This window comes from Haloarchaeobius litoreus, assembly GCF_024495425.1.
GTDB classification, from domain to species: Archaea; Halobacteriota; Halobacteria; order Halobacteriales; family Natrialbaceae; genus Haloarchaeobius; species Haloarchaeobius litoreus.
The window spans coordinates 520,085-546,715 of the sequence record NZ_JANHJR010000003.1 but is presented as its reverse complement, the minus strand read 5'-3'; the positions used below and the strand labels follow the sequence as shown (position 1 = coordinate 546,715).

The window sequence follows — 26,631 nt, the reverse complement described above, 5'->3', positions numbered from 1 at the left end:
CTGTTACTGTGGTATGTGCCCTCCAACCCGGCGGAAGTTACTCACATCGGCCATCGGGCTAACCGGCGCAACCACCGGTTGTCTATCCACCAGTGATACCCAGAACGGTACAGAGTCGACACCGACACAGCAGACAACTACCCAGAGCGTAACCGTCGCCGAAACACCGACGACCGCAGAGACTGGCACGGCCACTCCGGTAACCGATGGGAGTGCTGGCATGGCGGCGTCCTGCCGGGATGGGTACCGGTCCATCGAACCGTACTGGGTCGTGGAGAGCTACGGACGACTCGCCGGGTATCGGCTTGAAATCGAGGATCAGCCGATCTCGGTGGGGGAGACACTCGTCGCGACGCTGGAGAACGTTTCCGGCGAGACCAACACATCCGGGAACAAGGGTAAGTTCGACATCCAGTACCGGGACACGGACCGGTGGCGTACAATCTTCGGCCGGGAGGAGGTATTCGCAGGCTGGTCGGACGAGGGCGTGATGCACGACCCCGGGGACGGGTTCCGGTGGGAGCTGACGTTCACGCAAGACGGTGCGTCGGATGCGGTTCGCCACTCGCCGACCTACCACGTCTGTGCGCCGCTCAGTAGTGGGGAGTATCGATTCGTGTACTGGGGTGTCACGTCCGAGAAGGAAGTCGAGAACGACTACGAAACGGACTACGGGGTCGCTGCCCGGTTCTCCGTTCGCTCGTAACTCCCGCAGAACGAATCGACGACGCCGGCCACGAAACACACGTCGTTACTTCCGGTACTCCGCGCCGAAGAACGCCCGCTCGTCGACCGTCCATGTCACCGACATCGACAGTCGGCGACGTGGAGCGCGGCCGCTCGCGAGTGTGAGGGTTGTAGAACGAAATTATCGACCGGTCGCCGGATGCGGCGGACGAAACTCGTAGTTAGTTACGGACGACGTTCGTCGCGCGGGGGCCCTTGGGGGCGTCCTCAATGTCGAACTCGATCTCCTGTCCCTCTTCGAGGTCCGGACCGCCAACGTCCTCCATGTGGAAGAAAACGTCCTCGTCCGCATCCTCAGTCTCGATGAAACCGTAGCCGCCTGTGTCGTTGAAGAAGTCAACGTTACCGTTTGCCATTACAACAATATATTCAGGCGGCTGAGGGATAAGGGTTCCGAGGGTCGCGGTACCACGACGGGGGATGCGGGTTCACACGGACCGGGAACGTCTCAGGCGGGCAACGAGATCCGCCCGGCGACCTCCCGGTACTTCGAGTCGAAGAACTCCAGCTCGTTCACCGTCCACGTCACGGGTTCGAGGTCCTGCGCCGCCGCACGCTCGGCGCTCGCCATATCGCCGTCGCGGGCCAGCGTGACGTGGGGCGTGTAGTCCTCGCCCTCCAGCCCGTCGATGGCCCCGAACTCGTCGACCAGTGACTCGTGCAGCTCCAGCAGGCCGGGGCTCTCGACGGCGAGGTAGACGACGGGCGCGGTGCCGACGGTCGGGCGCTCGAAGTAGTCGACGCCCGTAACCTGGGCCTCGAAGGCGGGCTGGCCGCGGAGGGCGCGGCGGACCTCGTGGGTGCGGGCGTCGAAGTGGTCCGGGTCGCCGATGCGCTTGGCCAGCAGGGTGTGCTCGTCGCGGACGCGTTCGAAGCCGAACAGCGCCGGCTGGAGCTCGTGGGCGAGCCGGGAGACGGAGCCGGGGACCGGGACGTTCAGGCTGAACACGGTCGTACTCGGCGGTCGGGCGAAAAGAGGCTGGCGGTCAGAGCCGGTCGGTCAGCCAGAGGACGATGATGACGACGATGGCCAGCCCGAGCACGGGCCTGAACGGGCCGAGCAGCCAGCCGAGCAGGCCGAGCAGCTCGCCGACGATCTCCAGTGCGATCCAGACCACGACGAGGCCGAGGATGACCAGCAGGAGCGATTCGGCCTCGATGTCGGCTCTGTCGTCGATTCCATCGAACATGGGCTCCAGTTATCTGGGGCGCTGTAAAAAACCAGGGCCAAGCCGTGCGGGGTGTTCGCACGAACCGCGAAACCGCCTGACGTGCAAGCGTTGCCTGCCCGCAAGGCTTTAATAGCGACCTCGTTGTAACTGTGTGTACGATGAGGCAACACCGCGACTCCCGCGCTCGCACTTCTTCCGCGAGCGGTGTTGCCGTCCGACGACCGCGACCACGACCGGCCCGTTAGGGCCACACTCATTCATCCCCAGCGCTGGGCACAGTTTGCAACTAACTCCGGCGGACGTCAGTCCGCCAGTTTCCACGACACTCAATGACACACACGACATCTGACGGCGACACGGACACACACGAAACGGGCGGCAAAGTAGCACTCGCGTTCTCGGGCGGACTGGACACGACGGTCTGTGTCCCACTGCTGGAGGAGGAGTACGGCTACGACGAGGTCATCGGCGTCACGGTCGACGTCGGCCAGCCGGCGGCCGAGTTCGACGAGGCCGAGGAGACCGCCGAGGCGCTCGGGCTGGAGCACTACGTCGTCGACGCGAAAGCCGAGTTCGCCCAGCTCTGTCTCGACTCCGTGACCGCGAACGCGACGTACCAGGGCTACCCGCTCGGGACGGCGATGGCCCGCCCGGTCATCGCGAAGGCCATCCTCGAGGTGGCCATCGAGCAGGGCTGCACCGGCATCGCCCACGGCTGCACGGGCAAGGGCAACGACCAGCTCCGCTTCGAGGTTGTCTGGCGCGACTCCGACCTCGAGGTCATCGCGCCGGTGCGCGAACTCGGGCTCACCCGCGAGTGGGAGCAGGAGTACGCCGCCGAGAAGGGCCTGCCCGTCGAGGGCGGCAACGAGGGCGACTGGTCCATCGACACGAACCTCTGGAGCCGCTCCGTCGAGGGCAAGGACCTCGAAGATCCGAGCTACCAGCCGCCGGAGGACATCTACGAGTGGACCGACGCGCCCACGGGCGAGACGACCACCATCACCATCGAGTTCGAGCAGGGCTACCCCGTCTCCGTCACCACCGCCGACGGCGAGGGCGGCGCGCTCGCCCCCGTCGAGCTCATCGAGTTCCTCAACGAGTACGCCGGCGCGTACGGCGTCGGCCGCACGGACATGATGGAGGACCGCATGCTCGGGCTGAAGGTGCGCGAGAACTACGAGCACCCGGCCGCGACGGTGCTGCTCACCGCACACGAGGCGCTCGAACAGCTCGTGTTCACGAAGGACGAGCGTGACTTCAAGCCACAGGTCGAGAACCAGTGGGCACAGAAGGCCTACGAGGGCCTCATCGACGCACCCATCATGCGGTCGCTGAACGCCTACGTCGCGGCGAGCCAGGAGACCGTCACCGGGACGGTCACCGTCAAGCTCCAGGGCGGGTCGGTCCGCCCGGTCGGCCGCGAGAGCGAGCACGCCGTCTACTCCGAGTCGGCGGCGTCGTTCGACACGGAGACCGTCGACGGCATCGCACAGGCGGACGCGACGGGCGTCGCCAAGTACCACGGCTTCCAGGCCCGCATCGCGAACACGGGTGGCACAGACGAGGAAGAGACTGATGTCGAACTCACAGCGGACGACTGAGATGTCCGGCTTCGGCGGCGACGACGGCGAGTTCACCCTCGGCGGCGACGACGCCGACGGCCTCGGCGGGAGCGACGGGACCGCGGTCCGCGGCGACCGCTTCAGCGGCGGACCCGCGCGTGGGTTCCTCTCGTCGCTCGCCGACGACGAGCGCATCTTCGCGGCCGACGTGGCCGTCGACCGCGCGCACGTCGTCATGCTCGCCGAACAGGGGGTCGTCGACGACGACACCGCGGCGAAGATCCTCACGGCGCTGAACGTCGTCGAGGTCGAGGGCCACGCGACCCTGCCCGAGGGCGAGGACGTCCACGAGGCCATCGAGACGGCCGTCGTCGACCAGGTCGGCCCCGACGGCGGGAAGATGCACACCGCCCGTTCGCGCAACGACGAGGTGGCGACGTGCATCCGCTACCGTCTGCGCGGGGACCTGCTCGCGGCGGCCGCGACGGTCTGTGACCTGCGCGCCGTGCTGCTGGAGGCTGCCGAGGAACACGCGGGGACGACGATGCCCGGCTTCACGCACCTGCAGCACGCCCAGCCGACGACGGTCGGGCACTACCTGCTGTCGTACGAGTCGGCGCTGGCACGCGACACCGAGCGCATCCTGGACGCGTTCGAGCGCGTGAACCGCTCGCCGCTCGGCGCGGCCGCGTTCGCCGGGACGCCGTTCGACGTGGACCGCGAGCGCACGGCCGAGCTGCTCGGCTTCGACGAGGTCATCACGAACGCGACCGACGCCGTCGCAGCCCGCGACTTCCTCGTGGAGTCGGCGGCCGCGCTGGCCGCGCTCTCGACCACGCTCTCGGGGCTGGCCGAGGACGTCGTCCTCTTCGCGAACCAGGGCTACCTCGAACTGTCGGACGACTACTCCTCGACCTCCTCGATCATGCCCCAGAAGAAGAACCCGGACACGTTCGAGCTCGTCCGCTCGGTCGCGGGCGACGCGTCCGGGAGCCTGACGGGGCTGCTGACGACGCTGAAGGGGCTGCCACGCGCGTACAACCGCGACCTGCAGAACGCGACGCCGCACGTCTGGGCGACGGTCGACGCCGTCACCGAGGCGACGGAGGTCGCGGCGGGCGGCATCGCCACCGCGACGTGGAACGCGGAGACGCTGGCCGCGGAGGCCGGCTCGAACTTCTCGACGGCGACCGGCGTCGCCGACCTGCTCGCGATGGCGGGCCTGCCGTTCCGCACGGCCCACGAGGTCGTCGCGACGGCCGGCCAGCTCGCGAGCGAGGCCGGCACCGAGCCCGACTACGCCATCATCGACGCGGCGGCCGAGCAGGTGCTCGACGAGTCCATCGCGGCGTACGTCGAGCGCGAGGCTGTCGAGACGGCGCTCGACCCGGCCGCGAGCGTGACGATGCGCGACTCGCCCGGCGGGCCCGCACCCGACGCGGTCGCGGAGGCACTGGCCGACGCCGAGAGCTGCCTCACCAGCGACCAGGCGGTCGTCGAGGGCATCGGTGACGGCCTCGACGATGCGCACGACGAACTCACCGCCGAGGTGACCGACTATGTCTGAGCACGACGCGGCGGTGGCCCCACGCCCACCACTGCCACCAGTCCCCCGACGGGGACGACATATTTAGAATCCGAGACTAGAATCCGGGTTCGTTCGATTTGACTGCCCAGAAACCAGTTAGAGGCGTCACTAGTTATATAATTTATTTGGTAAGTTCGCAATCTTTAAGTGATGTCGGCGTCGAAGGTCAGGTGATGACAGAATGCGTCGAATGCGGGGCAGAACTGTCCCTGCACGCGGACCTCGAAGCCGGAGAGATCGTCGACTGTACCACCTGCGGTGCCGAGCTCGAAGTGATCGACACCGACCCCGTCACACTGGACGTGGCACCCGAGCTCGCCGAGGACTGGGGTGAGTAGGATGACTGGGCAGGCACAGGCACTCCCGACGCGAGACCGCGTGTCGAGGTGGGCGGCGTGAAGGTCGGACTGCTCTACTCGCGTATCCGCCGGGACGAGAAGCTCCTGCTCGCGGAACTGCGCGAGCGCGACCACGAGGTCGTCAAGATAGACGTGCGCAAGCAGCGGTTCGGTCTCCACGAGGCCCCCGACTCGTTCGACGGGCTCGACGTGGTGCTCGACCGGTGCATGGCGACCTCGCGGAGCCTCTACGCGACGCAGTTCTGCGAGGCGTACGGGATTCCCGTCGTCAACGCCGCCGAGACGGCCGACATCTGCGCGGACAAGGCGAAGACGAGCCTCGCGCTCGCGAACGCGGGCGTTCCCACGCCCGAGACGCAGGTCGCGTTCACCACCGACGCCGCGCTGGAGGCCATCGAGGCGTTCGGCTACCCCTGCGTCCTCAAGCCGGTCGTCGGCTCCTGGGGTCGCCTGATGGCGAAGGTCGAGTCGCGCTCGGCCGCGGAGGCCATCCTCGAGCACAAGTCGACGCTCGGGCACTACGAGCACTCGGTGTTCTACGTGCAGGAGTTCGTCGGCAAGCCCGACCGCGACCTGCGCGTGCTCGCCACCGACGGCGAGCCCGTCGCGGCGATGGCGCGCTCGTCGGACCACTGGCTCACCAACGCCGCGAAGGGCGCGGAGACGGAGGAGTTCGACCTCGACGACGAGGTCTGCGAGCTCGTCCAGCGCGCCAGCGACGCGGTCGGCGGCGGCCTGCTCGGTGTGGACCTGATGGAGACCGACGAGGGCGGCTACACCGTCCACGAGGTCAACCACACGGTCGAGTTCAAGGCGCTTGACGACGCGACCGCCGTCGACGTGCCCGCGAAGGTCGTCGACTGGCTCGAATCCGTCGTCGAGCCCGGGCTCGACACGGAGGCCGCGGAGGTGACGGCGTAGTGGGGACCACCGCTGCGACCGACGCCGACACGACCGCGGAGACGAAGACCGCCGGCGTCGTCGGCGGCTCCGGCTTCGCCGGCGGCGAGCTCCTGCGCCTGCTCGACGGCCACCCGAACTTCGAGCTCGTGCAGGCCACGAGCCGCGAGTACGCCGGCAAGTCCATCGGCGGCGTCCACCCGAACCTGCGTGGGCGCGAACTCCGCTTCTCGGAGCCCGCCGAGCTCGAACCCGTCGACGTGCTGTTCACCGCGACGCCCCACGGCGTCACCATGGAGCACGTCGACGAGTATCTCGACGCCGCGGACCTGCTCGTCGACCTCTCGGCGGACTTCCGCCTCGCCACCGAGGGACAGTACGACGAGTGGTACGACGGCCACAGCGCACCGGCGTACCTGGACGTGGCCGAGTACGCGCTGCCCGAACTCAACCGCGAGAACCTGCAGGATGCGGACATCATCGCCTCCGGCGGCTGCAACGCGACGGCGACGCTGCTGGGGCTGAAACCGCTCGCCGATGCAGGAGTACTCGACGGCGCACACGTCGTCGTGGACGTGAAGGTCGGCAGTAGCGAGGGCGGCGCGGGCGGCGGCGCAGCATCGAGCCACGCCGAGCGCTCGGGCGTCGTCCGCCCCTACGCGCCGACGGGCCACCGCCACGAAGCCGAGATCGAGCAGTGGCTCGGGCTCTCCGTCTCGTTCACCTGCCACGCCGTCGACATGGTGCGGGGCGCGAGCGCGACCTGTCACGTGTTTCCCGACGGCCCGGTCTCGAAGAAGGAGCTCTGGACGGCCTACCGCGGCGCGTACGAGGCGGAGCCGTTCGTCCGGCTCGTCGCCGGCGGCTCCGGCTCGTACAGGTATCCGGAGCCGAAGGCCGTCGCCGGCACGAACTACGCCGACGTGGGCTTCGAGCTGGACCCCTCGAACGAGCGCATCGTCGTGTTCTCGGCCATCGACAACGTGATGAAGGGCTCGGCCGGGCAGGCGGTCCACGCCGCCAACGTCGCCCTCGGCTTCGCGGAGACCGCCGGACTCGAGTTCGCGGGGCTGCACCCCGTGGGGAGTCCGTAGATGGCAGTTGTAGTCAAGGTCGGCGGCGCACGCGCGGTCGACCCCGCGGGCGCGCTCGCCGACGTGGCCGACCTCGTCGAGTCGGGCGAGGCTGTCGTCGTCGTCCACGGCGGCTCCACGGCTGTCGACGACACCCTCGAATCGCTCGGCATGGAGCCCGAGTACGTCGAAACGCCCGGCGGCGTCGTCGGGCGGTTCACCGACGCGGACACCATCGAGGTGTTCCAGATGGTGCTGCCCGGGAAGCTGAACACGGGGCTCGTCGAGTCGCTCCAGAGCCAGGGCGTGAATGCGGTCGGACTGTCAGGCGTCGACGGCGGGCTGCTCGAAGGACCGCGCAAGTCCGCCGTCCGCGTCCTCGAAGACGGGAAGAAGAAGATCCGCCGGGGCGACCACTCCGGCACCATCGAGTCGGTGAACGTCGACCTCCTCGAGACGATGCTCTCGGGCGGCTACACGCCGGTCGTGACCGTCCCGATGCTCGGCGCGGAGGGCGACGGCACGTACACCGCGGTCAACGCCGACGCCGACCGTGCGGCGGCCGCCGTCGCTGGCGCGCTCGGTGCTGACCTCGTCGTCCTCACCGACGTGTCGGGCGTGTACGCGGACCCCGAAGACGAGTCGACCCGCATCGACACCGTCGAGACGGCCGCGGACTGGGCGACACTCGAAACCGCGGCTGAGGGCTTCATGACCCGGAAGGTGCTCGCGGCCGAGGAGGCGCTCTCCGGCGGCGCGTCGTCGGTCGTCGTCGCCACCGCGAACGCCGACACGCCCATCCAGTCCGCGCTCGACGGCGACGGGACGACGCTGCTGCCGAGCGCGCTGGATGACGAGAAGAAGGAGGTGAGCCAGTAGATGCCCGCCGACTTCGTCTTCTCGCGCAAGCCAATCACCATCGAGGGTGGCGAGGACGTGTTCCTCTACGACGACGCGGGCACCGAGTACCTGGACATGGGCGCGAGCTACGCCTGCGTCCCCGCCGGTCACGGCCACCCGGACATCGTGGATGCGGCGCAGTCCCAGCTCGCCGATCTGACGTTCGTCCAGGGCTCGTACCCGACGAGCGCCCGCGACGAGCTGTACGAGAAGCTGTCGTCGGTCGCGCCGCCGGGGCTGGACAACGTCTGGCTCTGCAACTCCGGCACCGAGGCCAACGAGGCCGCGCTGAAGTTCGCCCGGAGCGCGACCGACGGGACCACGTTCGTCGCGACGAAGCGGGGCTTCCACGGCCGGACGATGGGCGCGCTGTCGACGACGTGGAAGCCGAAGTACCGGAAGCCGTTCGAGCCGCTGCTGGACGACGTGACGTTCGTCGACTTCGGCGACAGCGGGGCCATCCGCGAAGCCGTCGACGACGAGACGGCGGCGGTCATCCTCGAACCCGTGCAGGGCGAGGGTGGCGTCAACCCGAGCACCACGGAGTTCCTGCAGGCCGCCCGCGAGGCGACCGACGACCACGGCGCGGCGCTCGTCTTCGACGAGGTCCAGACCGGTCTCGGCCGGACGGGGACGTTCTGGGCCTGCGAGGCAGCCGGCGTCACCCCCGACCTGGTGACGACGGCGAAGGGCCTCGCCAACGGCCTGCCGATGGGCGCGACGCTCTGTGCCGACTGGGTCGCCGAGGACGCTGGCCCGCATGGCTCGACGTTCTCCGGCGGCCCGGCGGTCTCCGCGGCGGCGGCGGCGACGCTCGACACCGTCGTCGGGGAGGACCTGCCCGGCAACGCGGCCGACGTGGGCGACTACCTCGTCGACCGCCTCTCGGACCTGCCCGTGCGTGACGTGCGCGGCGAGGGCCTGCTCGTCGGTATCGAGGTCGGGCGCGGCGCGAACCGCGTCCTGCGCGACCTCGCGATGAAGCACCAGATCCTCGCGCTGCCGGCGGGCCGGACCGTCGTGCGCCTGCTCCCGCCGCTGACGATGACCCGGGAGCACGCCGACGAGGTCGTCGCCGCGCTCGACGCCACGCTGGAGGTGACCGAGGCGTGAGCGACGCGGCCGTGGCCGACGGTGGTGCGGTCTCCGACGCCGCCGCGCGGGACCTGCTCGAATCCATGGTCGCCATCCCCTCGCCGTCGGGCGAGGAGCGGGCGGCCGCCGAGCACCTGCGCGACTTCCTGCTGGACCACGGCCGCGAGGCGTGGCTCGACGACGTGGGCAACGTCCGCGCGCCGGCCGACGACTCGGTGCTGCTGACCTCGCACGTCGACACCGTCCCGGGTGAGGTTCCCGTGGGTGTCGAGACGCCGGACGAGACCGGCGACCCCGCCCCCTGGGGCGGCGACGACGCACCCCCTGCGGACGCCGCCGTCCTCCGGGGACGGGGCAGCGTCGACGCGACCGGCCCGCTCTGTGCGATGGCCGTCGCGGCGGTTCGGACCGGCGTCTCCTTCGTCGGCGTCGTCGGCGAGGAGACGGACTCCCGCGGCGCGCGCCACCTGGTCGACGACCGCGAGGCACCCGACGCCGTCGTCAACGGCGAGCCCTCGGGCTGGGACGCCGTCACGCTCGGCTACCGGGGCTTCCTCGCGGGCACGTACCGCGTCGAGACCGAGGCGGGACACTCGTCGCGCCCGGAACCCAACGCCATCCAGCACGCGATGGGCTGGTGGAACCGGGTCGAGAGCGCGTTCGAGTCGGCCGACGACGCCGTCTTCGAGTCGGTGACGGCCAAGCCCGTGGACGTGCGCGGTGGCGTCGCCGACGACGGGCTGTCCGTCGAGGCGACGATGGACGTGCAGTTCCGCATCCCGCCCGGCACTGCCGCCGACGAGATACGCGGGGCGGTCGAGGGCGAACTCGACGCCGGGACGGTCGACTGGGCCGACGCCATCCCGCCCGTGCTCGACAGCCCCCGCAGCGGGGTCGGTCGAGCGTTCCGCGTCGGCATCCGAGAGCGAGGGGGCTCCCCTCGCCTCCTCAAGAAGACCGGAACGGCCGACGTGAACCTGTTCGCCGGCGCGTGGGACTGCCCGATGGCCACCTACGGCCCGGGCGACTCCGCACTCGACCACGCCCCGGACGAACGCCTCGCACTGCCCGAGTACGACCGCGCTATCGCGGTCCTCGAGACCGTCTGCGACGACCTGCAATGAGCACACACACCGACGTGACATCCACGAACCCAGCACAGCCACCGAAGCACTTCCTCACCGTCGACGACCTGTCGGCGGCCGAGCTCCAGTCCGTTCTCGACCTCGCGGCCGAGTACAAGGCCGCCGTCGAGAACGGCGAGTCACACGGCGACCTCGGGGGCAAGACGCTCGCGATGCTGTTCGAGAAGCCCTCGACGCGCACCCGCGTCTCCTTCGAGACGGGGATGACCCAGCTCGGCGGCCACGCCGTCTTCCTCGGTCCGGAGGACACACAGCTCGACCGGGGTGAGCCGGTGAAGGACACCGCCCGCGCGCTCTCTGGCTACGTCGATGCCATCATGGCCCGCGTCTTCGACCACGACGACCTGACCGAGCTCGCGGCGTACGCCGAGGTGCCCGTCGTCAACGGGCTGACCGACGACGCGCACCCGTGTCAGACGCTCGCCGACCTGCTCACCATCCGGGAGCTGTTCGGCGGCTTCGACGACGTGACGGCGGCCTGGGTCGGCGACGGCAACAACGTCGCCAGCTCGTTCGCCGTCGGCTGTGCGATGGTCGGCGTCCACCTCACCGTCGCCTGTCCCGAGGGACACGGGCTGGACGACGAGGTGCTCGACGCGGCGAGCGAGGCGGGGACGGCACCGACGATTACGACCGACCCCGAGGCGGCTGTCGCCGACGCCGACGTGGTGTACACCGACGTCTGGGTGAGCATGGGCGAGGACGACGACAAGGTCGACGACTTCGACGGCTTCACCGTGGACGAGACGCTGCTCGCGGGCACCGACGCGAAGGTGATGCACTGCCTCCCGGCCGTCCGCGGCCAGGAGATAACCGACGAGACCATCGAGAGCGACCGCTCGGTGGTCTGGCAGCAGGCCGAGAACCGGATGCACGCCCAGAAGGCGCTGCTCGCGACGCTCGTCGGGTAGGCCTCAGTCGTGGCTGTGGGGCCACTGGCTGGTCTCCACGAACGACGCCGCGCCACAGACCTGGCACTCCGCGGGCGGTTCGTACACGTGGCTCCCGCCTTCGACGTGTTCTGCGACCGTCCCGGCGTACACTATCTGGCAGTCCGCACAGACGTACATCTCGGGCCGCTCTGGTGAGTGTGCCATATGCTATCTTGCACGCCGAGGCAGATATGTCTGTGGTGTGGTAGCTCCGGTAAAGAATGGGGGTTCGGTCGCGGTCACAGTCGGACGGGTCGGCATCGTCGCCGACAACGCGTTCACGGCTCCCGGCGGTTGGTTCGATTGTTGAAAACCGGTCGGGGGACCGCAGTCGGACGGTTCCTCAGTCCGCGAACGTGACGAACGGGTACACCAGTCCGAGCACGCCGCCGTAGACGAGGTGACCGAAGAGGCTCTGGACGTTCACGTTCGGGAGCGCGGGTGCGCCCGCGAAGCCGACGGTCTGGAGCCACACGGGCATCACCAGGACCGCCAGGACGAGCCAGAGGACGACGCCGTAGGCGAGGCCGGTGCCGACGCTCGGTCCGAGCGAGTCGAGGTCGAACTGCTTGGCGACCGCCGCGAAGCCCACGCCGAGGATGGCCGCGTGGAACATGTGAATCACCCACCCGGCCGCGCCGCCGGACAGTCCGTACATCGCGGGGATGGCGTTCTCGATGACGGGTGTCATCTGCATCGTGAGCATGACGCCCATGGCCACACCGCCGAGGAGCCCCCCGACGACGCCGCCCTGCCACGGTTCCATTCGTGTGTTCCGTCCGACTACCGTCCCGGTGGTTGTCTCGGATGCCATACCGTATCGGATGCTATATGTTATCATAGCCGTATCCCGGAATGGCGCGACGACCGCAATCGGCCACAACGCTGAAGTGGGGGAAAAGAGCGAAGGTCCCCACGCGAGCAGATGAAGACGATGACAGAGCCGCTCCGCGTCCGGGCCGGCGAGCTCGAAGCCGACGAGATACTCGCCGCCCTCCGGGAGGGACGCCGTGTCCGTATCGTCACCGAACTGCTCGGGTCGGAACACGAGGTGACGCTCAGACACGACGGGACGATCTTCTACTGCGACACCCCGACGACGCTGCACAGACACGAGACCGAGGACGAGATGCGTCAGTGCATCGAGAACCAGGGGTACGCGCCGTCGCGGGAGGAGTAGCCGCGTTGGGGATGCCGCGGTGGGTAGCCTTTAGGTCACGCCAGCCGTGCGTTCGCCCATGAGCGACACCTCCGCTGACGACCTCGGCGACCTGCTCGAGCAGCCCGAGCCTGGCTTCCGGCAGGTGATGAGCTGCGTCTTCGGCATCCACGAGCACGAGACCCGGACGTACCTGATGCTGCTCGACCAGCCGGGCAGCACCGTCGAGGAGCTGGCGAACCAGCTCGAGCGTGACCGCAGCAACGTGAACCGGTCGCTCTCGACGCTGCTCGAACGCGGCCTCGTCGAGCGCGAGCGCCGGCTGCTCGACTCCGGCGGCTACGTCTACCAGTACACCGGCGTCGAACTGCCCGAGGCGAAGGAGATGCTCCACACCGCGCTCGACGAGTGGACCGAGCACGTCCACGGCGTCATCGAGACGTTCGACGGCGAGACCTGAGCCCCCGACGCCGGCATCACTTCGCACGAACCTGCGTCTTTTTCCCCGCGTAGCGCCACCCCCCGACAATGAGTTCGCTCTCGCTCTCGGCCGAGGCTCCCTCGGCACCGCCGGCCGCCGTCGACGGCGTCTGGCTCGAATGCATCGACTGCGGAGACGCCTACGCGCCGTTCGAATCGGTCCGCTACACCTGCGACTGCGGTGCGCTGCTGGAGGTGCGGTACGACGACCTGCCCACCTGGGACGACTTCGAGGGCCGCGGCGTCTGGCGCTACTCGGCCGCACTCCCCTTCGAGGAGGGCGTCTCCCTGCCGGAGGGCGACACCCAGTTCCACCGCGTCCCACGACTCGAGGACGAGGTCGGCGTCGAGAGCCTCCGGGTCAAGCACGAGGGGATGAACCCCACCGGCTCGTTCAAGGACCGCGGGATGACCGTCGGCGTCCGAACCGCCCAGGAGCTCGGCGTCGGCCGCCTCGCCTGCGCCTCGACGGGGAACACCTCGGCCGCGCTCGCAGCCTACGGCGCACGGGCCGGGCTGGAGACGCTCGTGCTCCTGCCGGCCGGGAAGGTCGCCGCCGGGAAGGTCGCCCAGGCCAGCCTCCACGGCGCGCGCATCCTCGAGGTCGACGGCAACTTCGACACCTGCCTCGACATCGTGCAGGACCTCGCGTCGCGGGGCGAGGCGTACCTGCTCAACTCGCTCAACCCCTTCCGGCTGGAGGGACAGAAGACCATCGGGCTGGAGATCCTGGAGGCGCACAGGGAGGACTACGGCGAGTATCCGGACCGCATCGTCCTCCCAGTCGGCAACGCCGGCAACACCGCGGCGCTGTACAAGTGCTTCCGCGAACTCGTCCAGGCGGGCGCGATGGACCGCGACGAGGTGCCGAAGCTGACCGGCGTGCAGGCCGCCGGGGCCGCCCCGATGGTCGAGGCCATCGAGGAGGGGAACGACGAGACGCGGCGCTGGGACGAGGTCGAGACAATCGCGACTGCCATCCGCATCGGCAACCCGGTGAACGCGCCGAAGGCCCTGCCCGGCATCCGCGAGACGGGGGGGACCGCCGTCGCCGTCGACGACGACACCATCACCCAGGCCCAGCGCGACCTCGCGGGCGAGGGCGTCGGCGTCGAACCCGCCTCCGCGGCGAGTCTGGCGGGGCTCCGGAAGCTCCGCGAGCGCGGCGAGGTGGGCGACGACGAGCGCGTCGTCTGCCTGACGACGGGCCACCTGCTGAAGGACCCCGACGCGGCCGCCGCGGCCGGTGCCGACCCCGAGCCGGTGCCCGGCGACACCGCAGGTGTGCTGGAGCACCTCGGGAGCTGACGACGACTACTTCCGCCGGCCAGTCAGACGGCCGTCGTTCGGGAGTCTGCCGCCGATTTTTGTACTGTGTGACCGTAGCACTCTGTCCGTGTCCCGAAACGCCCAACCCGACCTGTCGACGGCCCAGCTGGGGGAGGAACCGAGCGACGCAAGCGACGCCGACCGGGCGCGGACCGCTCCCGACCGGACGCGGACCGACCCCACCGCGCTCCGCGCGCAGGTGGCCGTGCTCGAACGCGACCTCGCCGCGCGCGAGGCACAGGTGAGCGCGATGCGAGAGCAGTACGAGACCGTGCTCGCGGCCCACGACGAGAACGAGGACCGCGAGCTCCGGACCGACGGCGGGCAGAGCCTGGCCGACCGAATCAGGCGCGCGCTGTCGCTGTAGCCGTCGAGCCGCGAAAACGGTGTCCGGTCCGGGACCGTGGCCGGGTCCTCGTCCCTGTTACTCCCGCCGCCACGCGCCGAGCGCGACGAACGCGAGCAGCGCGGCTGCCAGTCCGAGGACCGGGAGGAGCGGGAGGCCGCTGCCGCCGTCGGTGGTCGCCTCGCTCGTCGGTGCGGCGGTGTCCGCGACCGTGGTCGCCGACGCGGTGGTGGTCGGCGGCTGCGTGGTCGACCGCGGTTCGACGACCAGCGACCCGACGGGCTCGCCGTCGACGGCGACGTCGTAGGTACCCGCGTCCGGGCGGGCGAGTTCGACCGTCAGCGTCGTCGTGGACCGGGCGTCCACGTCGACGGTACGGCTCGCGACGGGTTCGCCGTCGACGGTGACCGGGACGGTGACGGTCCCGACCGCACTCCCGAGGTTCTCGACGTCGACCGAGAGCGTCACCGGCTCGTCGACGGTCGTCGTCCCGGTGTCGAGTTCGGCGCTCGACACCTCGAACACCGGTTCGGCGACGCCGATGGCGAACCGCGAGAGACCGGGTGAGTCGGCCTCGAACCGGTAGTGAGTCCCCGTCTCGCCGACGACCGTCGTCGGGAGCCGGTTCCACCGGGTCGTCTCGTCGCGGTAGAGTGCGAGGGCGTCGGCGTCGACCCCCCGCTCGTCGAGGTACCGCTTCGACACCTCGAACGTGAAGCCGACGCCGTCGATGTCCCCGTCGCCGATGGAGTGCTCGACCGTGACGTAGCCGACGGGTCGCGACCCGGTCTCCTCGACGAACTCCCGGTCGTCGGCCACGAGTCTGTCCGGAACGTGGACCCACCGCTCCCCGTCGTCTCTCACCGGCGTGACCGACGGGACCCGTTCCTCGGTGGTGACGTTCAGCGTGAAGTCGCCGTCGCGGCTGACGCTCATCCCGAGATCGGTCACGGAGAGATTGGGCCGCGCGACGGTGTTCCCGGACGCGCCACCGTCGTCGGTGAACGGGATGCTGACCGTCTCGTTCGCCCGAGCGTTCTGGACTGTCACGTTCATCCGCGCGTTCACGTCGGGTGAGGTCGACTCGTTGTTCCGGTCCCCGTCCCGGTCGACGGTGACGACCGTGTCGCCGTCAGCGGAACCGTCACCGCTGCCGTCGTCCGAGCCGTCGTCGCTGTCGTCCGTGCCGCTGTCACCGCCGCTTCCGCTGCCACCTCTGCTCGCGCGCTCGACGGTCACGGTGTCGGTGTCCGTCGCGCCGCTGCCGTCGGTGACCGTGAGCGTCGCCGTGTAGGTCCCCGGCTCGCTGTAGGTGTGCTGGACCGTCTCGCCCGTGGCGTTCGTGCCGTCGCCGAACGCCCACTCGTGGCTGGCGACGTGGACGTTGTCGGTCGAGGCGGAGCCGTCGAAGCTGACGGCGGTGTCCTCGGTGACGGTCACGTTGGAGCCGGCCACCGCGGTCGGGGCGACGGTGTCGACGGTGATGGCGGCGTCGGCCGCGGAGTAGTGGATGCCGAAGTCGACACGGACGCCACCGCCCTGGACCGCCGTGACGGTCGTGTTCCGGCTCGCCCCGTCGAGTTCGCCGGCGAGCTCGGAGGCGGTGACACCCCAGTCGTCGAGCAGCGCCTGCGGGAGGAACGCCTCGAAGAAGCCGGTGTTGTTCGTGCCGTCGGCGGCGAAGTGCGGCCCCTTCACGTGCAACTCGACCCGGTCGTTCGGCCCGGAATCGTCGTACTGCGGGCTGCCGAACTCCTGGGCGTCGGTGGTCATGACGGAGCCGTTGAGCCGCTCGCGGTGGGTCGCAGTCATGAGCGAGAGGTCGTCGACGGCGAAGCTCCACGCGGCGTCCTGTGACTCGTTCGCCCGGATGGTCCCCGGCCAGCTTGCGGGGCTTGAGCCGTCGGACTCGAAGTAGGAGTCGACCGCGGCCGGGCTGCCCTCGATGACGACCGTCCACGTGCCGTTGCCGTTGTTCGTCCGGGTCCACGTCGCGTCGTGTGCACTCCCGATGAGCGCACGCGGCGTGGCGTTCTGGACGGTGACCGTCGCCCGAAGGACCGTCGTGTCGTCCGCGCCGAGGCCGGCGAGTTCGTAGTCCGGACCGGTGTCGAAGTCGCCGAAGTCGGTGGTGGCGTTCTTCGCCTGCACCTGGAGCAGGCCACCGGAGAACCACGCGTCGAGCGTGACGTTGCTCATGTCGGGCTGGCTGCCCGAGACGTGCTCGACTGACGAGGAGACGACGGCGGTCCCGACCGGTACGTCCGCGGACTGGCCGCCTGCGCCGTCGTTGCCGGCGGCGTCGGTCGCCCCGTAGACGGTCGCCCCGTAGCGCCCGTCGCTGCCGCCCTCGTAGGTCGCGGTGTAGGTGTACGGGCCGGACCCGCTCTCGGTGAAGTTCGACCGGTCGAGGATGGCGAACTCCGCGCCGTCGATGCCGACCGTGATGCCGGCGAGCTGCTCGTTCGACTGGAACGACACCGTCACGTTCTGGGCGTCGGGGTTCGTCACGGCGAGGTTCGAGAGGACCGGCACGGTCGTGTCGACGGTGACGCTGGCGGACTCGCCAGCCGCGCCGTCGTTCGCGGCGGCGTCGCTCGCGGTGTCGAGGGTGACGGTGTAGCTCCCGTCGGCCGAGCCACCGTATTGTGCACCGTACGTGTAGGTACCGTCGCCGTTGTCGACCTCCACGAAGTCGCCCGTCGTGAACGCGATGGATCCGGCCCCGGAGACGGTCGCTTCGACCGTCGCGAGCTGCTCGCTGGTGTTGAACACGACCTGCACGGTCCGTCCCGAGGGATTCAGCACCGTGTAGTCGCTGACCGTCGGCGGGGTCGTGTCGTTCACCGTCACCGACAGCGTGTCCGTCCCCTCGTTTCCTGCGGCATCTGCTGCGGTGAGGGTGACCGTGTAGGTCCCGGGGTCACTGAACGTGTGACTCGGTGAGACGCCGGTCACAGTCCCGGAGCCGTCGCCGAAGTCCCACTCGTAGCTCGTCACGCCGACCGTGTCGGTCGAATTCGACCCATCGAACGAGGTCGACACGTCCTCGTCGACCGTCTGGTCCGGCCCCGCGTCGGCCGTCGGATCGACCGTGTCGACGGTGATGCTCGCGGACTCGCCCGCCGCGCCGTCGAGCCCGAACGAGTCGTTCGCGTGGTCGAGCGTCACCGAGTAGCTGCCGTCGCTGCTCCCCGTGTACGTCGCGGTGTACCCGTAGGTGCCGTCGCCGTTGCCGGTCTCGGTGAAGTCACCCGTCGTGAGCGTGGCGGATTCGGTGTCGCCGACGGTCGCCTCGACCATCGATAGCTGCTCGCTCGCGTTGAACGACACCTGCACGGTCCGTCCGTCCGGGTTCGACACCAGATAGTCCGAGAGGGTCGGTGCGGTCGTGTCGACGGTGACGCTGTCGGACTCGCCGCCTGCACCGTCGTTGCCGCTGGCGTCGCTCGCGGTGTCGAGCCCGACCGTGTACTCGCCGTCGCTGCTGCCCGCGTACGTCGCGGTGTAGGTGTAGTTGCCGCCGTTATCCGTCTCGGTGAAGTCGGGGAGGGTGAGCGTGGCGGACTCCGCGCCGGAGACGGTGGCTTCGACGGTCCCGAGCTGTTCGCTTGCGTTGAACGAGACGGTCACGTCCTGTCCGGTGGGGTTCGAGACGGCGTACTCGGAGACCGTCGGCGTGGTCGTGTCGACGGTGACGCTGTCGGACTCGCCGTCGCCGCCGTCTTTCGCGTCCGAGTCCTCGGCGGTGTCGACGGTCGCGGTGTACGTGCCGTCGCTGCTGCCCGCGTACGTCGCGGTGTACGTGTAGCTCCCCACGCTCCCGGTCTCGGTGAAGTCGCTCTCGGTCAGCGTCGCACTCCCCGCGCCCGAGATGGACACCGAGATGTTCACCAGTTGCGTGTCCGAGTCGAAAGAGACGGCAACGTCCTGGCCGCTCGGGTTGGTCGCGTTCACGTTCGTGATGGCCGGTGCGGGCTGTTCGAGCGCGTAGAAGTGGCTTCCGGAGCCGTAGTAGAGGAAGCCGTTCCAGGCGAGCACCGTCGGGTAGGTGTTCCCCGTCGGCGAGTCGTACTGCCAGCGTTCGGTGCCGTCGGTCGCGTCGAACGCGAGGACCGTCCCGTTCCCGAAGTCGGAGATGTAGAGCACGTCGCCCGCGACGACGGGTGCGCCGTAGAAGTCGGAACCCGTGTAGTTCCAGACCTCGGTTCCAGTGGCAGCGTCAAGTGCGACGAGATCGCCACCCCTACTGGCGCCGTAGACGACGCCGTCGGCGTAGACCTGACCGCTGTCGACGTGTCCGGTCATCTCGTACCGCCAGCGCTGGGTACCGTCGGTGGCGTTGAGCGCGTATATCTGGCCCAGGCCAGCCGTTTGCGAGCCGTTGTCGCTACCGACGAACACCGTGTTCTCGGCGACCGTCGGGTCGGATTCCACCTGCTGGGGGGTCTGGAACCGCCAGACGACCGCACCGGTGTCGGCATCCAGCGCGGTGACGTTGGAGTCGCTGCCCCCGATGTAGACGACGCCGTCGACGACCGCGGGGTTCGACTCGACGCGCACCGGCTGGTACATCGTGTAGTACCACAGCTCCTCGCCGGTCGTCGCGTTCACCGCCGTCACGTTGCCGTCGTTGCTGCCGAAGTAGACGACCCCGTCGACGACGGCGGGGGCGGACCGGACGTTCGTCTGCGTCGAGTAGTTCCACAGCTCCGTGCCGGTGTCGGCGTCGATGGCGTGGAGCTTGTAGTCGTTGCTCCCGAGGTAGAGCACGCCGTTCGCGTAGGCGGGCGTCGTCCAGGTCGACCCGGAGCCACCGCCGGGCGTGGCGTTCCAGTGCTCCTCGCCGGTCTCGGGGTCGAGTGCGTACAGCTTCCCGCCGTCGTGGAACGCCGTGTAGAGCGTCCCGTTCACGATGGTCGGCTGCATCACCTGCGGCGTGCCGTCGGTGATGTTCCACGCCTCCACGGGCTGGCTTCGGGGGCCGTACTGGTCCGGGTAGTGACCGAGGTTGGCGGGTCCGCCGTGGTACGTCGGGTTCGCCGCCCGGACGGTCACCGTCTCGGTTGCGCTCGCGCCGCCGCCCGAGACGGTGACCGTACGGTCGCCGGCCTCCCAGAGCGACTCCCGGACGCTGATGGTCCGCGTCGTGCTCGCGGCGATGGTGCCGTTGGCCCACTGCTGGACGGTCCCGTCGACCGAGACCGAGACGTTGTACGTGCCCGCGCTGTCGCCGGTGTTGCTGACGACGACGCTCGCGTTCACCGCGCTACCCACGTCGAGTGGCGTCGGTGTGACGGACGCACTGCCGTAGGAGACCGACGGCGGTGTCGCGGCCGTCCCCGTAGCGGCTACTGTGCCGACGGAGCCGAGGACGAGGAGGCAGAGGAACAGCGCCGAGAGCCGTCTGCGGGCCCCGGTCGGCACGTCACGGCCTCCGTGTGGTCGCCGGAGCGGAGTTACGGATCGGGTCGTCGTCGTCGGACGGCAGCGTCGCCACTACCGGGATGTCTGAGAGAGCCATGTCTGCTCGCCTTATAACACACCTGACAGTCCAGGGTGAGATAACCGTAACGGCCGCCGGTGGGCAAACGCCCGAAGGGTCAGTCGTCGTCGAGGACGATCTGGCGCACCTCGATGATGCGCCCGTCGGCCAGCAGTTCCTCGATAGCGTCCTCGGGGACCTCGCCGTCGACGTTGTAGACGGTGAGCGCCTCGCCGCCGATGGTCTCGCGGGCGTTGAACATCCCCGCGATGTTCACGCCGTAGTCGCCCATGACGCTCCCGATGAGGCCGATGACGCCGGGCTCGTCGGCGTTGCGTGCGACGACCATGCGCCCGTGCGGGATGGCGTCGACGCGGTAGCCGTCGACGCGGACGATGCGCGGGTCGTCGCCCGCGAACAGGGTACCACAGACCGAGACCTCGGTGTCGCCGTCGGCGACCTTCACGGTGATGAGGCTCTGGAAGTCCTCCGCCGAGCGGGTCTTGGACTCGGTGACGTCGACGCCGCGCTCCTCGGCGATGCGCGGGGCGTTGACGGCGTTGACCTGCCACTCGAGCGGCTCGAACACGCCCTTGAGCGCGCTGGCGGTGACGAAGTCGACGTCCTCCTCGGCGATGTCGCCCTGGTAGACGACCTCGACGCTGGAGATGCGGTCGTCGAGCAGCTGGGCGGCGACCTTGCCGGCTGTCTCCGCGAGCCCGATGTAGGGTTCGACGCGCGGGAACGCCGTCTCGTCGATGGACGGGGCGTTCAGCGCGTTCATGACGGGCTCGCCCGCGAACGCGGCGACGACCTGCTCGGCCGTCGAGGTGGCGACGTTCTCCTGTGCCGCCTCCGTGCTCGCGCCGAGGTGGGGCGTGACGACGACGTCGTCGACGGCGAGCAGCGGGTTGTCCTCGCTCACGGGCTCCTCCGCGAACACGTCGACCGCCGCGCCGGCGACCACGCCGTCCTCGACGGCTTCGGCGAGTGCGGGCTCGTCGACGACGCCGCCGCGGGCGCAGTTGACGACGTAGCCGCCCTCGAGCTGGGCGAGCTCTTCCTCGCCGATCATGCCCTCGGTCTCCTCGGTCAGGGGGACGTGGACCGTGAGGAAGTCGGCGCGGTCGAGACAGCCGTCGAGGTCGGCGAGCTCGGCCCCGAGCTGGTCGGCGCGCTCCTCGGAGATGTACGGGTCGAACGCGACGATGTCCATGCCGAGCGAGGCGCACTTCTTGGCGACCTCCTGCCCGACGCGGCCGAGGCCGACGACGCCGAGTGTCTTGCCGTTGACCTCGGTGCCGAGGTAGTCGCCCTTGGCCCACTCGCCGCCCTTCAGCCGGATGTGCGCCTGCGGGATGGAGCGCGCCGAGGCGAACGCCATCGCGACCGTGTGCTCGGCGGCCGCGCGGACGTTCCCCTCGGGTGCGTTCGCGACGATGACGCCGTGGTCGGTCGCGGCCTCGATGTCGATGTTGTCGACGCCGATGCCGGCCCGACCGACGATGACGAGGTCGGGGGCCGCCTCGAACACCGCTTCGGTGACCTCCGTTCCCGACCGGACGACGAGTGCGTTCGCGTCGCTCACTGCCTCCAGCAGGTCGTCGCCGGAGACCTCGTACGCCGTCTCGACCTCGTGCCCCGCGTCGCGGAACACGTCCAGACCCGCGTCCGCGATGGGGTCCGTTACGAGAACCTTCATGCCGGAAGCAACCAGCCCGGGCGGGTTAACGTTTCCTCTAGCGGCCCGCGTTGCGCCGCTGTGCGGGACGTTCTCGCGGGGCACGGGGATCGAGGCCGACCGCCGGTCGGGTAAGCCGACGCTACCCGTGGCGGCTGGCCGTCAATGGTCGGCACGGACAGAACAGTGGGGTGCTCCTGGCCTACCCGAGCCGGAGCAGCTGCGCGTGGAGCGTGTCCTCGATGGCCAGCACGTTCGCCTCCTCGACGATGCCGGCGTCGATGGCGACGGTGACCGCTCGCTCGCCGACGATGTTGGCGACGCTGGCCCGGCGCAAGCTGTCGACGACGGCGTCCTCGTCGACCTCGTCGCCCGCGTAGAACTCCTCGGTGACGGTCAGCGAGAGGTCGCCGTCCTCGAACGTCTCGCCCAGCACGTCCGGGTCGCAGACGGAGACGAGCAGTCCCTCCTCGGTGTGTCGTTCGTTGAGTATCATCCGTCGACGAGCTCCCGCTCCTGCTGGCGACGGATGGCTTCCGCCTCCTCGGCGACCTCCTCGGCCTCCTGATGTCTGTCGAGCTCCTCCAGCGCGCGGGCCTTCTCCTCGAGTACGTCGGCGTTACGCATGTCGAGCCGGATGGCGTTGTCGAGGCAGTTCAGCGCGTCCTCGGCCAGCCCGCGTTCGAGCAGGAAGAAGCCGCGGTTGTACCACGCCTGTGCGAACCGCGAGTCGAGCTCGACGGCACGCTCGGCGTGTTCGAGCGCCTGGGAGACGTCGCCGGACTCCCAGAGCGCGTAGGCGAGGTTCGTCTCGGCGGAGGCGGCGTGCTCGGAGTCGTCGTCGATGTGCAGCGCCTCGCGGTACGCGCCGATGGCGGCGTCCCACTCCTCCATCTCGGCGTGGGCGACGCCCTTGTTCACCCAGGCCTCCTGCTCGACGAGTTCGTCGTCGGCGAAGCGGGCGGCGCGCTCGAACGCGTCGGCGGCCTGCTCGTGGCGGTTGATGCCCATGTAGTTCAGGCCGACGTCGATGAGCGCGTCGGCGTCGACGTTGCCGCTGTCGAGGTTCTCCCGGTCGAGCACGTCGGTGACGACGCGGGAGTCGACGGGGTCGACCTTGCTCGGGTCGACGCCCAGCTCGGGGGGGTCGAGGTCGAAGCCCTCGTACGGGTCGGAGAAGCCCTGACCCTCGGAGAACTCGTGTTTTCGCTCCTCGTCGGTCATACACCGCGGTTGGCGGTCCGGACGGGTAAGGGTTGCGACGTGCAGACCGGGTGAGAACCCGGTCACTGCTTGCGATTGAACGGAGGATAGTTTCAAGTCGCAGTCGGGCATCTGGTGGGCCATGCGACTGTTCGTCAGTGTCGATCTCCCGCCGGACCTCGCCGACGACGTGGCGTCGGTACAGGAGCGGTTCGCGGACACCAGCGGGCTGGACCCGACTGACCCCGAGCACGTCCACGTCACGCTCAAGTTCCTCGGCGAGGTGAGCGAGGCGCGCCTCGGACGGGTCGAGGACGCCGTCGCCGCTGGCGTCGATCGCGCCGAGGTCGAGCCGTTCGAGGCGACGTTCGGCGGTCTCGGCGTGTTCCCCTCGCTCGACTACATCAACGTCGTCTGGCTCGGGGTCAGCGACGGGACGGACGAACTCGTCGCGCTCCACGAGGGCATCGAGGCCGAGACGACGGCCATCGGCTTCTCGCCCGAGGACAACGCGTTCACACCGCACGTCACCCTCGGGCGGATGCGTCACGCGGGCGGCAAGGAGCGCGTGCAGGAGCTGGTCCGCGAGACCGACCCGTCGGCCGGCTCGATGCAGGTCGACGAGGTCAGGCTGACCGAGAGCACGCTGACCGACGACGGCCCGGAGTACGAGACCGTCGCGAAGTTCTCGCTCTAGTCCTCCGACCCGCCGTACAGTCGACCGAGCCCGACCAGCCCGGCGAGTGCGGCGACCGCGCCGGTCGCCCGGAAGCCCGGGATGGGGCCGCCGCCCGCGTCGCCTGACCCACCGGTAGGCGTCTCGGTCCCGAGCGGGACGGACGACTCGGAGATGGCCTCCGCGTCGACGGTGACGTACCCACCCGAGCACGGCTCGATGGTGCTGATGATGAACACCGAGCCGACCTGGACGGGCGGCTCCCGTGCGTTGGTCAGTATCTCGCGCTCGTAGTCGGTGGGGTCCTGTGCCAGTCGGTTGACGATGAGAGCCTCATAGGTTCGGGTTTCCTCGGGGCCGAACGCCGCGATGTCGCAGTTATCGACCATTGACGGGTCGAGACTGGCCTCGTCGTCGTCCAACTGGTCCGTGATGACGACGTAGTGGCCGGCGGTAACGAGCTCCTCCGGAATCTCCTCGAACACCATCTGCCGGCTGAGTAACGACTGCGCTGCCGACGGGGCGGTCGCCAGGCCAAGCCCCGCCGCGCTGGCGAACGCGGCCGTCCCGGCACCTCGCAGGAATCGACGACGTGTGCGTGTCCACCCGTCGTGCGAATCCGTCATGGTGTCCCGTTCGTTCATAGCCAATCTGTGTGTACGCGCGCGACGGTCAAACCCCTTCGGCAACGTGGCAACTGTGGAACTGGTGTACGCGCAACGCCAGTCCGGCCCGCCGTGTCGGCTCGAAAAGAACAACACTATAAACGCGGGCGGGGTATCTGCGGGCACTATGGGTAAGAAGTCGAAGGCGAAGAAAAAGCGCCTCGCCAAGCTCGAGCGACAGAACAGCCGGGTGCCCGCATGGGTCATGCTGAAGACCGACATGGAGACCCAGCGCAACTACAAGCGCCGGAACTGGCGGCGTAACGACACCGACGAATAATGAGCGCGAACGACTTCGAGGAGCGCGTCATCACCGTGCCGCTCCGCGACGTGAACGCGGAGGCGAAGCACAAGCGCGCCGACAAGGCGATGTCCCTCATCCGGGACCACCTCGCACAGCACTTCAGCGTCGACGGCGACGCCGTGCGCCTCGACCCCTCCATCAACGAGGCGGTCTGGTCGCGCGGTCGGAAGAAGCCCCCGAGCAAGCTCCGCGTTCGCGCCGCCCGCTTCGACGAGGACGGCGAGTCGATCGTGGAAGCCGAACACGCGGAGTAACGCAGCCGTGCTACGGACCGCGTTCGCCGGGTCTCCCTACGTCGGCGTGTTCGCGCGGGCCACCGACACCTGTCTGCTGTGTCGCCCCGACCTCGACGAGTCCCTCGTGGACCAGCTCGCCGACGAGCTCGCGGTGCCGGCCATCCCCACGAACGTCGCCGGCTCCTCCACCGTCGGCGCTCTAGCCGTCGGTAACTCCAACGGCCTGGTCGTCACCAGCCGCATCCGCGACAACGAGCGCGAGCGTCTCGAGGACGCCATCGACGGCACGCTCGGCGAGCTCCCCGGCCGGCACAACGCCGCCGGGAACATCGTCCTCGCCAACGACACCGGCGCGTACGTCCACCCGAACCTCTCGGACGAGGCCGTCGCCGTCGTCGAGGACACCCTCGACGTGCCCGTCGAGCGCGGCGACCTCGCTGGCGTCCGTACCGTCGGCACCGCCGCCGTCGCGACGAACAAGGGCGTGCTCTGTCACCCCAAGTCGACCGACGAGGAGCTCGACGCGCTCGAGGACCTGCTCGGCGTCCCGGCCGACGTCGGCACCGTCAACTACGGCGCACCGCTCGTCGGCTCCGGCCTCGTCGTCAACGACCACGGCTACGTCGCCGGCGAGGACACCACCGGCCCCGAGCTCGGCCGCATCGAGGACGCGCTCGGCCTCGTGGACTGAGCTCCGGCGTTTCTGCTGTCGATTTTCGACTGGTTGTTGACGAGTAGTGTGTTCGACCGCCGGCGCGCGCTGGCGAGGGTGCTGCGCGGGGCGGGACTGTCTGGTTGTTGTCGGGACCAGCGGTTCCCACGAGTGGCGGGGCTTTCGAGTCGGACACGTCCCCGTCGAACTCACCTGCGGAGGGATTCCGGAACACCACCTCGAATCGACACGCGCACGGACAGAAGGGAACATTCTTCCATCTGCCCGACCGAGTAGCGTCCATGAGTCAGTTTACTGTTCGCGGGACGTTTCAGGCACGCGAGGGGGACCGCCCCTTCGAGACGACAGTCGAGGCCCCGAACGAGAACGTCGCGCGTGAGCGCACGTTCGCGACGTTCGGCAGCCAGCACAACCTGAAGCGTGCGCAGATGGACGTCACGGAGGTCGAGGCACAATGATGGGCGGTGGCGGCGGTCAGATGCAGCAGCTCCAGCAGGAGATGCAGGCCATCCAGCAGGAGATCGAGGAGCTCGAGGGCGAGGTCGAGGGCCTTCGCGACGAGAAGACGGAGATGAACGAGGCCATCGAGGCGCTGGAGACGCTCGAGACGGACTCGGTCGTGCAGGTGCCGCTCGGCGGCGACGCGTACATCCGCGCGACGGTCGAGGACATCGACGAGATCGTCGTCGGCCTCGGCGGCGGCTACGCGGCGGAGCGCGACCAGGACGGCGCTATCGACACCCTCGAGGCGAAGAAGGACACCGTCGACGACCGCATCGAGGACGTGCAGGGCGAGATCGCGGAGCTGGAGAGCGAGAACGAGCAGCTCCAGCAGCAGGCCCAGCAGGCCCAGCAGCAGCAGCTCCAGCAGCAGATGCAGCAGGCCCAGCAGCAGGAAGAGGCCGACGACGAGTAAGC

At 69.2% G+C, this 26,631-nt stretch carries 29 protein-coding genes and 1 pseudogene; 20 read left to right on the top strand and 10 right to left on the bottom strand.

What is annotated here, in order from left to right; genetic code table 11:
- The first annotated feature begins 13 nt into the window (after window positions 1-13).
- Window positions 14-706 (top strand): hypothetical protein, encoded by a 693-nt coding sequence (locus NOW55_RS15210; protein ID WP_256400961.1) that lies wholly within the window; start codon window positions 14-16, stop codon window positions 704-706.
- A gap of 202 nt (window positions 707-908) precedes the next feature.
- Here NOW55_RS15210 and NOW55_RS15205 read toward each other — a convergent pair whose 3' ends face one another.
- The 3 genes from NOW55_RS15205 to NOW55_RS15195 form a co-directional block, all read right to left on the bottom strand.
- Window positions 909-1,103: a cold-shock protein gene (locus NOW55_RS15205; protein ID WP_256296028.1), complete on the bottom strand. Its 195-nt coding sequence runs from the start codon at window positions 1,101-1,103 to the stop codon at window positions 909-911.
- 92 nt (window positions 1,104-1,195) lie between these two features.
- Window positions 1,196-1,696: a 2'-5' RNA ligase family protein gene (locus NOW55_RS15200; RefSeq protein ID WP_256400960.1), complete on the bottom strand. Its 501-nt coding sequence runs from the start codon at window positions 1,694-1,696 to the stop codon at window positions 1,196-1,198.
- 37 nt (window positions 1,697-1,733) lie between these two features.
- Window positions 1,734-1,937 (bottom strand): DUF7554 family protein, encoded by a 204-nt coding sequence (locus tag NOW55_RS15195; protein WP_256400959.1) that lies wholly within the window; start codon window positions 1,935-1,937, stop codon window positions 1,734-1,736.
- A 311-nt stretch (window positions 1,938-2,248) separates the two neighbouring features.
- Here NOW55_RS15195 and NOW55_RS15190 point away from each other — a divergent pair, with 311 nt between their 5' ends.
- The 9 genes from NOW55_RS15190 to argF all read left to right on the top strand — a co-directional run bounded on the left by NOW55_RS15190 (window position 2,249) and on the right by argF (window position 11,455).
- Window positions 2,249-3,523 (top strand): argininosuccinate synthase, encoded by a 1,275-nt coding sequence (locus NOW55_RS15190; RefSeq protein WP_256400958.1) that lies wholly within the window; start codon window positions 2,249-2,251, stop codon window positions 3,521-3,523.
- A gap of 1 nt (window position 3,524) precedes the next feature.
- On the top strand, window positions 3,525-5,051 hold the full coding sequence (gene argH, locus NOW55_RS15185; protein WP_256401432.1) for an argininosuccinate lyase: 1,527 nt from the start codon (window positions 3,525-3,527) through the stop codon (window positions 5,049-5,051).
- A gap of 194 nt (window positions 5,052-5,245) precedes the next feature.
- Window positions 5,246-5,410 carry a lysine biosynthesis protein LysW gene (gene lysW, locus NOW55_RS15180; RefSeq protein WP_256400957.1) on the top strand — a complete coding sequence of 55 codons (165 nt, stop codon included), beginning with the start codon at window positions 5,246-5,248 and terminating at the stop codon, window positions 5,408-5,410.
- 57 nt (window positions 5,411-5,467) lie between these two features.
- Window positions 5,468-6,352 carry a lysine biosynthesis protein LysX gene (gene lysX, locus NOW55_RS15175; RefSeq protein WP_256400956.1) on the top strand — a complete coding sequence of 295 codons (885 nt, stop codon included), beginning with the start codon at window positions 5,468-5,470 and terminating at the stop codon, window positions 6,350-6,352.
- Window positions 6,352-7,425 (top strand): N-acetyl-gamma-glutamyl-phosphate reductase, encoded by a 1,074-nt coding sequence (gene argC / locus NOW55_RS15170; RefSeq protein ID WP_256400955.1) that lies wholly within the window; start codon window positions 6,352-6,354, stop codon window positions 7,423-7,425. Before lysX ends, argC begins: the two co-directional genes overlap by 1 nt.
- Window positions 7,426-8,283 (top strand): acetylglutamate/acetylaminoadipate kinase, encoded by an 858-nt coding sequence (locus tag NOW55_RS15165; RefSeq protein ID WP_256400954.1) that lies wholly within the window; start codon window positions 7,426-7,428, stop codon window positions 8,281-8,283.
- A complete protein-coding gene (locus NOW55_RS15160; protein WP_256400953.1) occupies window positions 8,284-9,417 on the top strand; it encodes an aspartate aminotransferase family protein in 1,134 nt (377 codons plus the stop codon).
- Between the two features lie 65 nt (window positions 9,418-9,482).
- Window positions 9,483-10,523, top strand: a complete 1,041-nt coding sequence (locus tag NOW55_RS15155) for a [LysW]-lysine hydrolase (RefSeq protein ID WP_390293595.1) — start codon at window positions 9,483-9,485, stop codon at window positions 10,521-10,523.
- On the top strand, window positions 10,520-11,455 hold the full coding sequence (gene argF / locus NOW55_RS15150; RefSeq protein ID WP_256400951.1) for an ornithine carbamoyltransferase: 936 nt from the start codon (window positions 10,520-10,522) through the stop codon (window positions 11,453-11,455). The genes NOW55_RS15155 and argF overlap by 4 nt, the downstream gene beginning before the upstream one ends.
- Before the next feature lie 3 nt (window positions 11,456-11,458).
- Here argF and NOW55_RS15145 read toward each other — a convergent pair whose 3' ends face one another.
- Both NOW55_RS15145 and NOW55_RS15140 read right to left on the bottom strand, forming a co-directional pair.
- The gene (locus NOW55_RS15145) at window positions 11,459-11,641 is read right to left on the bottom strand and encodes a hypothetical protein (RefSeq protein WP_256400950.1); all 183 of its coding nucleotides are present in this window, start codon (window positions 11,639-11,641) and stop codon (window positions 11,459-11,461) included.
- A gap of 178 nt (window positions 11,642-11,819) precedes the next feature.
- Window positions 11,820-12,290 carry a histidine kinase gene (locus NOW55_RS15140; protein ID WP_256400949.1) on the bottom strand — a complete coding sequence of 157 codons (471 nt, stop codon included), beginning with the start codon at window positions 12,288-12,290 and terminating at the stop codon, window positions 11,820-11,822.
- A gap of 120 nt (window positions 12,291-12,410) precedes the next feature.
- Between NOW55_RS15140 and NOW55_RS15135 the strand changes: the two genes are divergently transcribed.
- The 4 genes from NOW55_RS15135 to NOW55_RS15120 all read left to right on the top strand — a co-directional run bounded on the left by NOW55_RS15135 (window position 12,411) and on the right by NOW55_RS15120 (window position 14,811).
- The gene (locus tag NOW55_RS15135; RefSeq protein ID WP_368407778.1) at window positions 12,411-12,656 is read left to right on the top strand and encodes a DUF8001 family protein; all 246 of its coding nucleotides are present in this window, start codon (window positions 12,411-12,413) and stop codon (window positions 12,654-12,656) included.
- Between the two features lie 58 nt (window positions 12,657-12,714).
- Window positions 12,715-13,095, top strand: a complete 381-nt coding sequence (locus NOW55_RS15130; protein ID WP_256400947.1) for a helix-turn-helix domain-containing protein — start codon at window positions 12,715-12,717, stop codon at window positions 13,093-13,095.
- Window positions 13,096-13,163: 68 nt separating this feature from the next.
- Window positions 13,164-14,423 carry a threonine synthase gene (thrC, locus tag NOW55_RS15125; protein WP_256400946.1) on the top strand — a complete coding sequence of 420 codons (1,260 nt, stop codon included), beginning with the start codon at window positions 13,164-13,166 and terminating at the stop codon, window positions 14,421-14,423.
- A gap of 88 nt (window positions 14,424-14,511) precedes the next feature.
- Window positions 14,512-14,811 (top strand): hypothetical protein, encoded by a 300-nt coding sequence (locus NOW55_RS15120; protein ID WP_256400945.1) that lies wholly within the window; start codon window positions 14,512-14,514, stop codon window positions 14,809-14,811.
- Window positions 14,812-14,868: 57 nt separating this feature from the next.
- Here NOW55_RS15120 and NOW55_RS15115 read toward each other — a convergent pair whose 3' ends face one another.
- The 4 genes and pseudogenes from NOW55_RS15115 to NOW55_RS15100 form a co-directional block, all read right to left on the bottom strand.
- The gene (locus NOW55_RS15115; protein WP_256400944.1) at window positions 14,869-20,217 is read right to left on the bottom strand and encodes an outer membrane protein assembly factor BamB family protein; all 5,349 of its coding nucleotides are present in this window, start codon (window positions 20,215-20,217) and stop codon (window positions 14,869-14,871) included.
- A gap of 176 nt (window positions 20,218-20,393) precedes the next feature.
- On the bottom strand, window positions 20,394-21,977 hold the full coding sequence (gene serA, locus NOW55_RS15110) for a phosphoglycerate dehydrogenase (RefSeq protein WP_256400943.1): 1,584 nt from the start codon (window positions 21,975-21,977) through the stop codon (window positions 20,394-20,396).
- 181 nt (window positions 21,978-22,158) lie between these two features.
- Window positions 22,159-22,452, bottom strand: a complete 294-nt coding sequence (locus NOW55_RS15105; RefSeq protein ID WP_256400942.1) for a DUF424 domain-containing protein — start codon at window positions 22,450-22,452, stop codon at window positions 22,159-22,161.
- 2 nt (window positions 22,453-22,454) lie between these two features.
- Window positions 22,455-23,180 (bottom strand): annotated as a pseudogene (locus tag NOW55_RS15100) (tetratricopeptide repeat protein); the annotation flags it as partial.
- Window positions 23,181-23,301: 121 nt separating this feature from the next.
- Between NOW55_RS15100 and thpR the strand changes: the two are divergent.
- Entirely contained in the window at window positions 23,302-23,856 is a 555-nt protein-coding gene (gene thpR / locus NOW55_RS15095; RefSeq protein ID WP_256400940.1) for an RNA 2',3'-cyclic phosphodiesterase, read from the top strand.
- On the opposite strand, the gene NOW55_RS15090 is transcribed toward thpR, so the two are convergent.
- Entirely contained in the window at window positions 23,853-24,479 is a 627-nt protein-coding gene (locus NOW55_RS15090) for a hypothetical protein (protein ID WP_256400939.1), read from the bottom strand. The two genes, thpR and NOW55_RS15090, sit on opposite strands and share 4 nt — an antisense overlap.
- Before the next feature lie 148 nt (window positions 24,480-24,627).
- Here NOW55_RS15090 and NOW55_RS15085 point away from each other — a divergent pair, with 148 nt between their 5' ends.
- The 5 genes from NOW55_RS15085 (at window position 24,628) to pfdA (ending at window position 26,629) form a co-directional block, all read left to right on the top strand.
- The gene (locus tag NOW55_RS15085) at window positions 24,628-24,780 is read left to right on the top strand and encodes a 50S ribosomal protein L39e (protein ID WP_089732352.1); all 153 of its coding nucleotides are present in this window, start codon (window positions 24,628-24,630) and stop codon (window positions 24,778-24,780) included.
- Window positions 24,780-25,058 (top strand): 50S ribosomal protein L31e, encoded by a 279-nt coding sequence (locus NOW55_RS15080; protein ID WP_089732351.1) that lies wholly within the window; start codon window positions 24,780-24,782, stop codon window positions 25,056-25,058. The genes NOW55_RS15085 and NOW55_RS15080 overlap by 1 nt, the downstream gene beginning before the upstream one ends.
- A gap of 7 nt (window positions 25,059-25,065) precedes the next feature.
- Entirely contained in the window at window positions 25,066-25,731 is a 666-nt protein-coding gene (locus NOW55_RS15075; protein WP_256400938.1) for a translation initiation factor IF-6, read from the top strand.
- A 263-nt stretch (window positions 25,732-25,994) separates the two neighbouring features.
- On the top strand, window positions 25,995-26,171 hold the full coding sequence (rpl18a, locus tag NOW55_RS15070) for a 50S ribosomal protein L18Ae (RefSeq protein WP_256296262.1): 177 nt from the start codon (window positions 25,995-25,997) through the stop codon (window positions 26,169-26,171).
- Window positions 26,168-26,629 carry a prefoldin subunit alpha gene (pfdA, locus tag NOW55_RS15065; RefSeq protein ID WP_256400937.1) on the top strand — a complete coding sequence of 154 codons (462 nt, stop codon included), beginning with the start codon at window positions 26,168-26,170 and terminating at the stop codon, window positions 26,627-26,629. The genes rpl18a and pfdA overlap by 4 nt, the downstream gene beginning before the upstream one ends.
- Window positions 26,630-26,631: the final 2 nt, after the last annotated feature.

What these genes read in the sequence shown, in the direction of transcription:
- NOW55_RS15210 (WP_256400961.1), top strand. Translation starts at nt 14, where the DNA reads ATGTGCCCTCCAACCCGGCGGAAGTTACTCACATCGGCCATCGGGCTA.
- NOW55_RS15205 (WP_256296028.1), bottom strand. Translation starts at nt 1,103, where the DNA reads ATGGCAAACGGTAACGTTGACTTCTTCAACGACACAGGCGGCTACGGT.
- NOW55_RS15195 (WP_256400959.1), bottom strand. Translation starts at nt 1,937, where the DNA reads ATGTTCGATGGAATCGACGACAGAGCCGACATCGAGGCCGAATCGCTC.
- NOW55_RS15190 (WP_256400958.1), top strand. Translation starts at nt 2,249, where the DNA reads ATGACACACACGACATCTGACGGCGACACGGACACACACGAAACGGGC.
- argH (WP_256401432.1), top strand. Translation starts at nt 3,525, where the DNA reads ATGTCCGGCTTCGGCGGCGACGACGGCGAGTTCACCCTCGGCGGCGAC.
- lysW (WP_256400957.1), top strand. Translation starts at nt 5,246, where the DNA reads ATGACAGAATGCGTCGAATGCGGGGCAGAACTGTCCCTGCACGCGGAC.
- NOW55_RS15165 (WP_256400954.1), top strand. Translation starts at nt 7,426, where the DNA reads ATGGCAGTTGTAGTCAAGGTCGGCGGCGCACGCGCGGTCGACCCCGCG.
- NOW55_RS15160 (WP_256400953.1), top strand. Translation starts at nt 8,284, where the DNA reads ATGCCCGCCGACTTCGTCTTCTCGCGCAAGCCAATCACCATCGAGGGT.
- NOW55_RS15155 (WP_390293595.1), top strand. Translation starts at nt 9,483, where the DNA reads ATGGTCGCCATCCCCTCGCCGTCGGGCGAGGAGCGGGCGGCCGCCGAG.
- argF (WP_256400951.1), top strand. Translation starts at nt 10,520, where the DNA reads ATGAGCACACACACCGACGTGACATCCACGAACCCAGCACAGCCACCG.
- NOW55_RS15145 (WP_256400950.1), bottom strand. Translation starts at nt 11,641, where the DNA reads ATGGCACACTCACCAGAGCGGCCCGAGATGTACGTCTGTGCGGACTGC.
- NOW55_RS15140 (WP_256400949.1), bottom strand. Translation starts at nt 12,290, where the DNA reads ATGGCATCCGAGACAACCACCGGGACGGTAGTCGGACGGAACACACGA.
- NOW55_RS15135 (WP_368407778.1), top strand. Translation starts at nt 12,411, where the DNA reads ATGACAGAGCCGCTCCGCGTCCGGGCCGGCGAGCTCGAAGCCGACGAG.
- NOW55_RS15130 (WP_256400947.1), top strand. Translation starts at nt 12,715, where the DNA reads ATGAGCGACACCTCCGCTGACGACCTCGGCGACCTGCTCGAGCAGCCC.
- thrC (WP_256400946.1), top strand. Translation starts at nt 13,164, where the DNA reads ATGAGTTCGCTCTCGCTCTCGGCCGAGGCTCCCTCGGCACCGCCGGCC.
- serA (WP_256400943.1), bottom strand. Translation starts at nt 21,977, where the DNA reads ATGAAGGTTCTCGTAACGGACCCCATCGCGGACGCGGGTCTGGACGTG.
- NOW55_RS15105 (WP_256400942.1), bottom strand. Translation starts at nt 22,452, where the DNA reads ATGATACTCAACGAACGACACACCGAGGAGGGACTGCTCGTCTCCGTC.
- thpR (WP_256400940.1), top strand. Translation starts at nt 23,302, where the DNA reads ATGCGACTGTTCGTCAGTGTCGATCTCCCGCCGGACCTCGCCGACGAC.
- NOW55_RS15090 (WP_256400939.1), bottom strand. Translation starts at nt 24,479, where the DNA reads ATGAACGAACGGGACACCATGACGGATTCGCACGACGGGTGGACACGC.
- NOW55_RS15085 (WP_089732352.1), top strand. Translation starts at nt 24,628, where the DNA reads ATGGGTAAGAAGTCGAAGGCGAAGAAAAAGCGCCTCGCCAAGCTCGAG.
- NOW55_RS15080 (WP_089732351.1), top strand. Translation starts at nt 24,780, where the DNA reads ATGAGCGCGAACGACTTCGAGGAGCGCGTCATCACCGTGCCGCTCCGC.
- rpl18a (WP_256296262.1), top strand. Translation starts at nt 25,995, where the DNA reads ATGAGTCAGTTTACTGTTCGCGGGACGTTTCAGGCACGCGAGGGGGAC.
- pfdA (WP_256400937.1), top strand. Translation starts at nt 26,168, where the DNA reads ATGATGGGCGGTGGCGGCGGTCAGATGCAGCAGCTCCAGCAGGAGATG.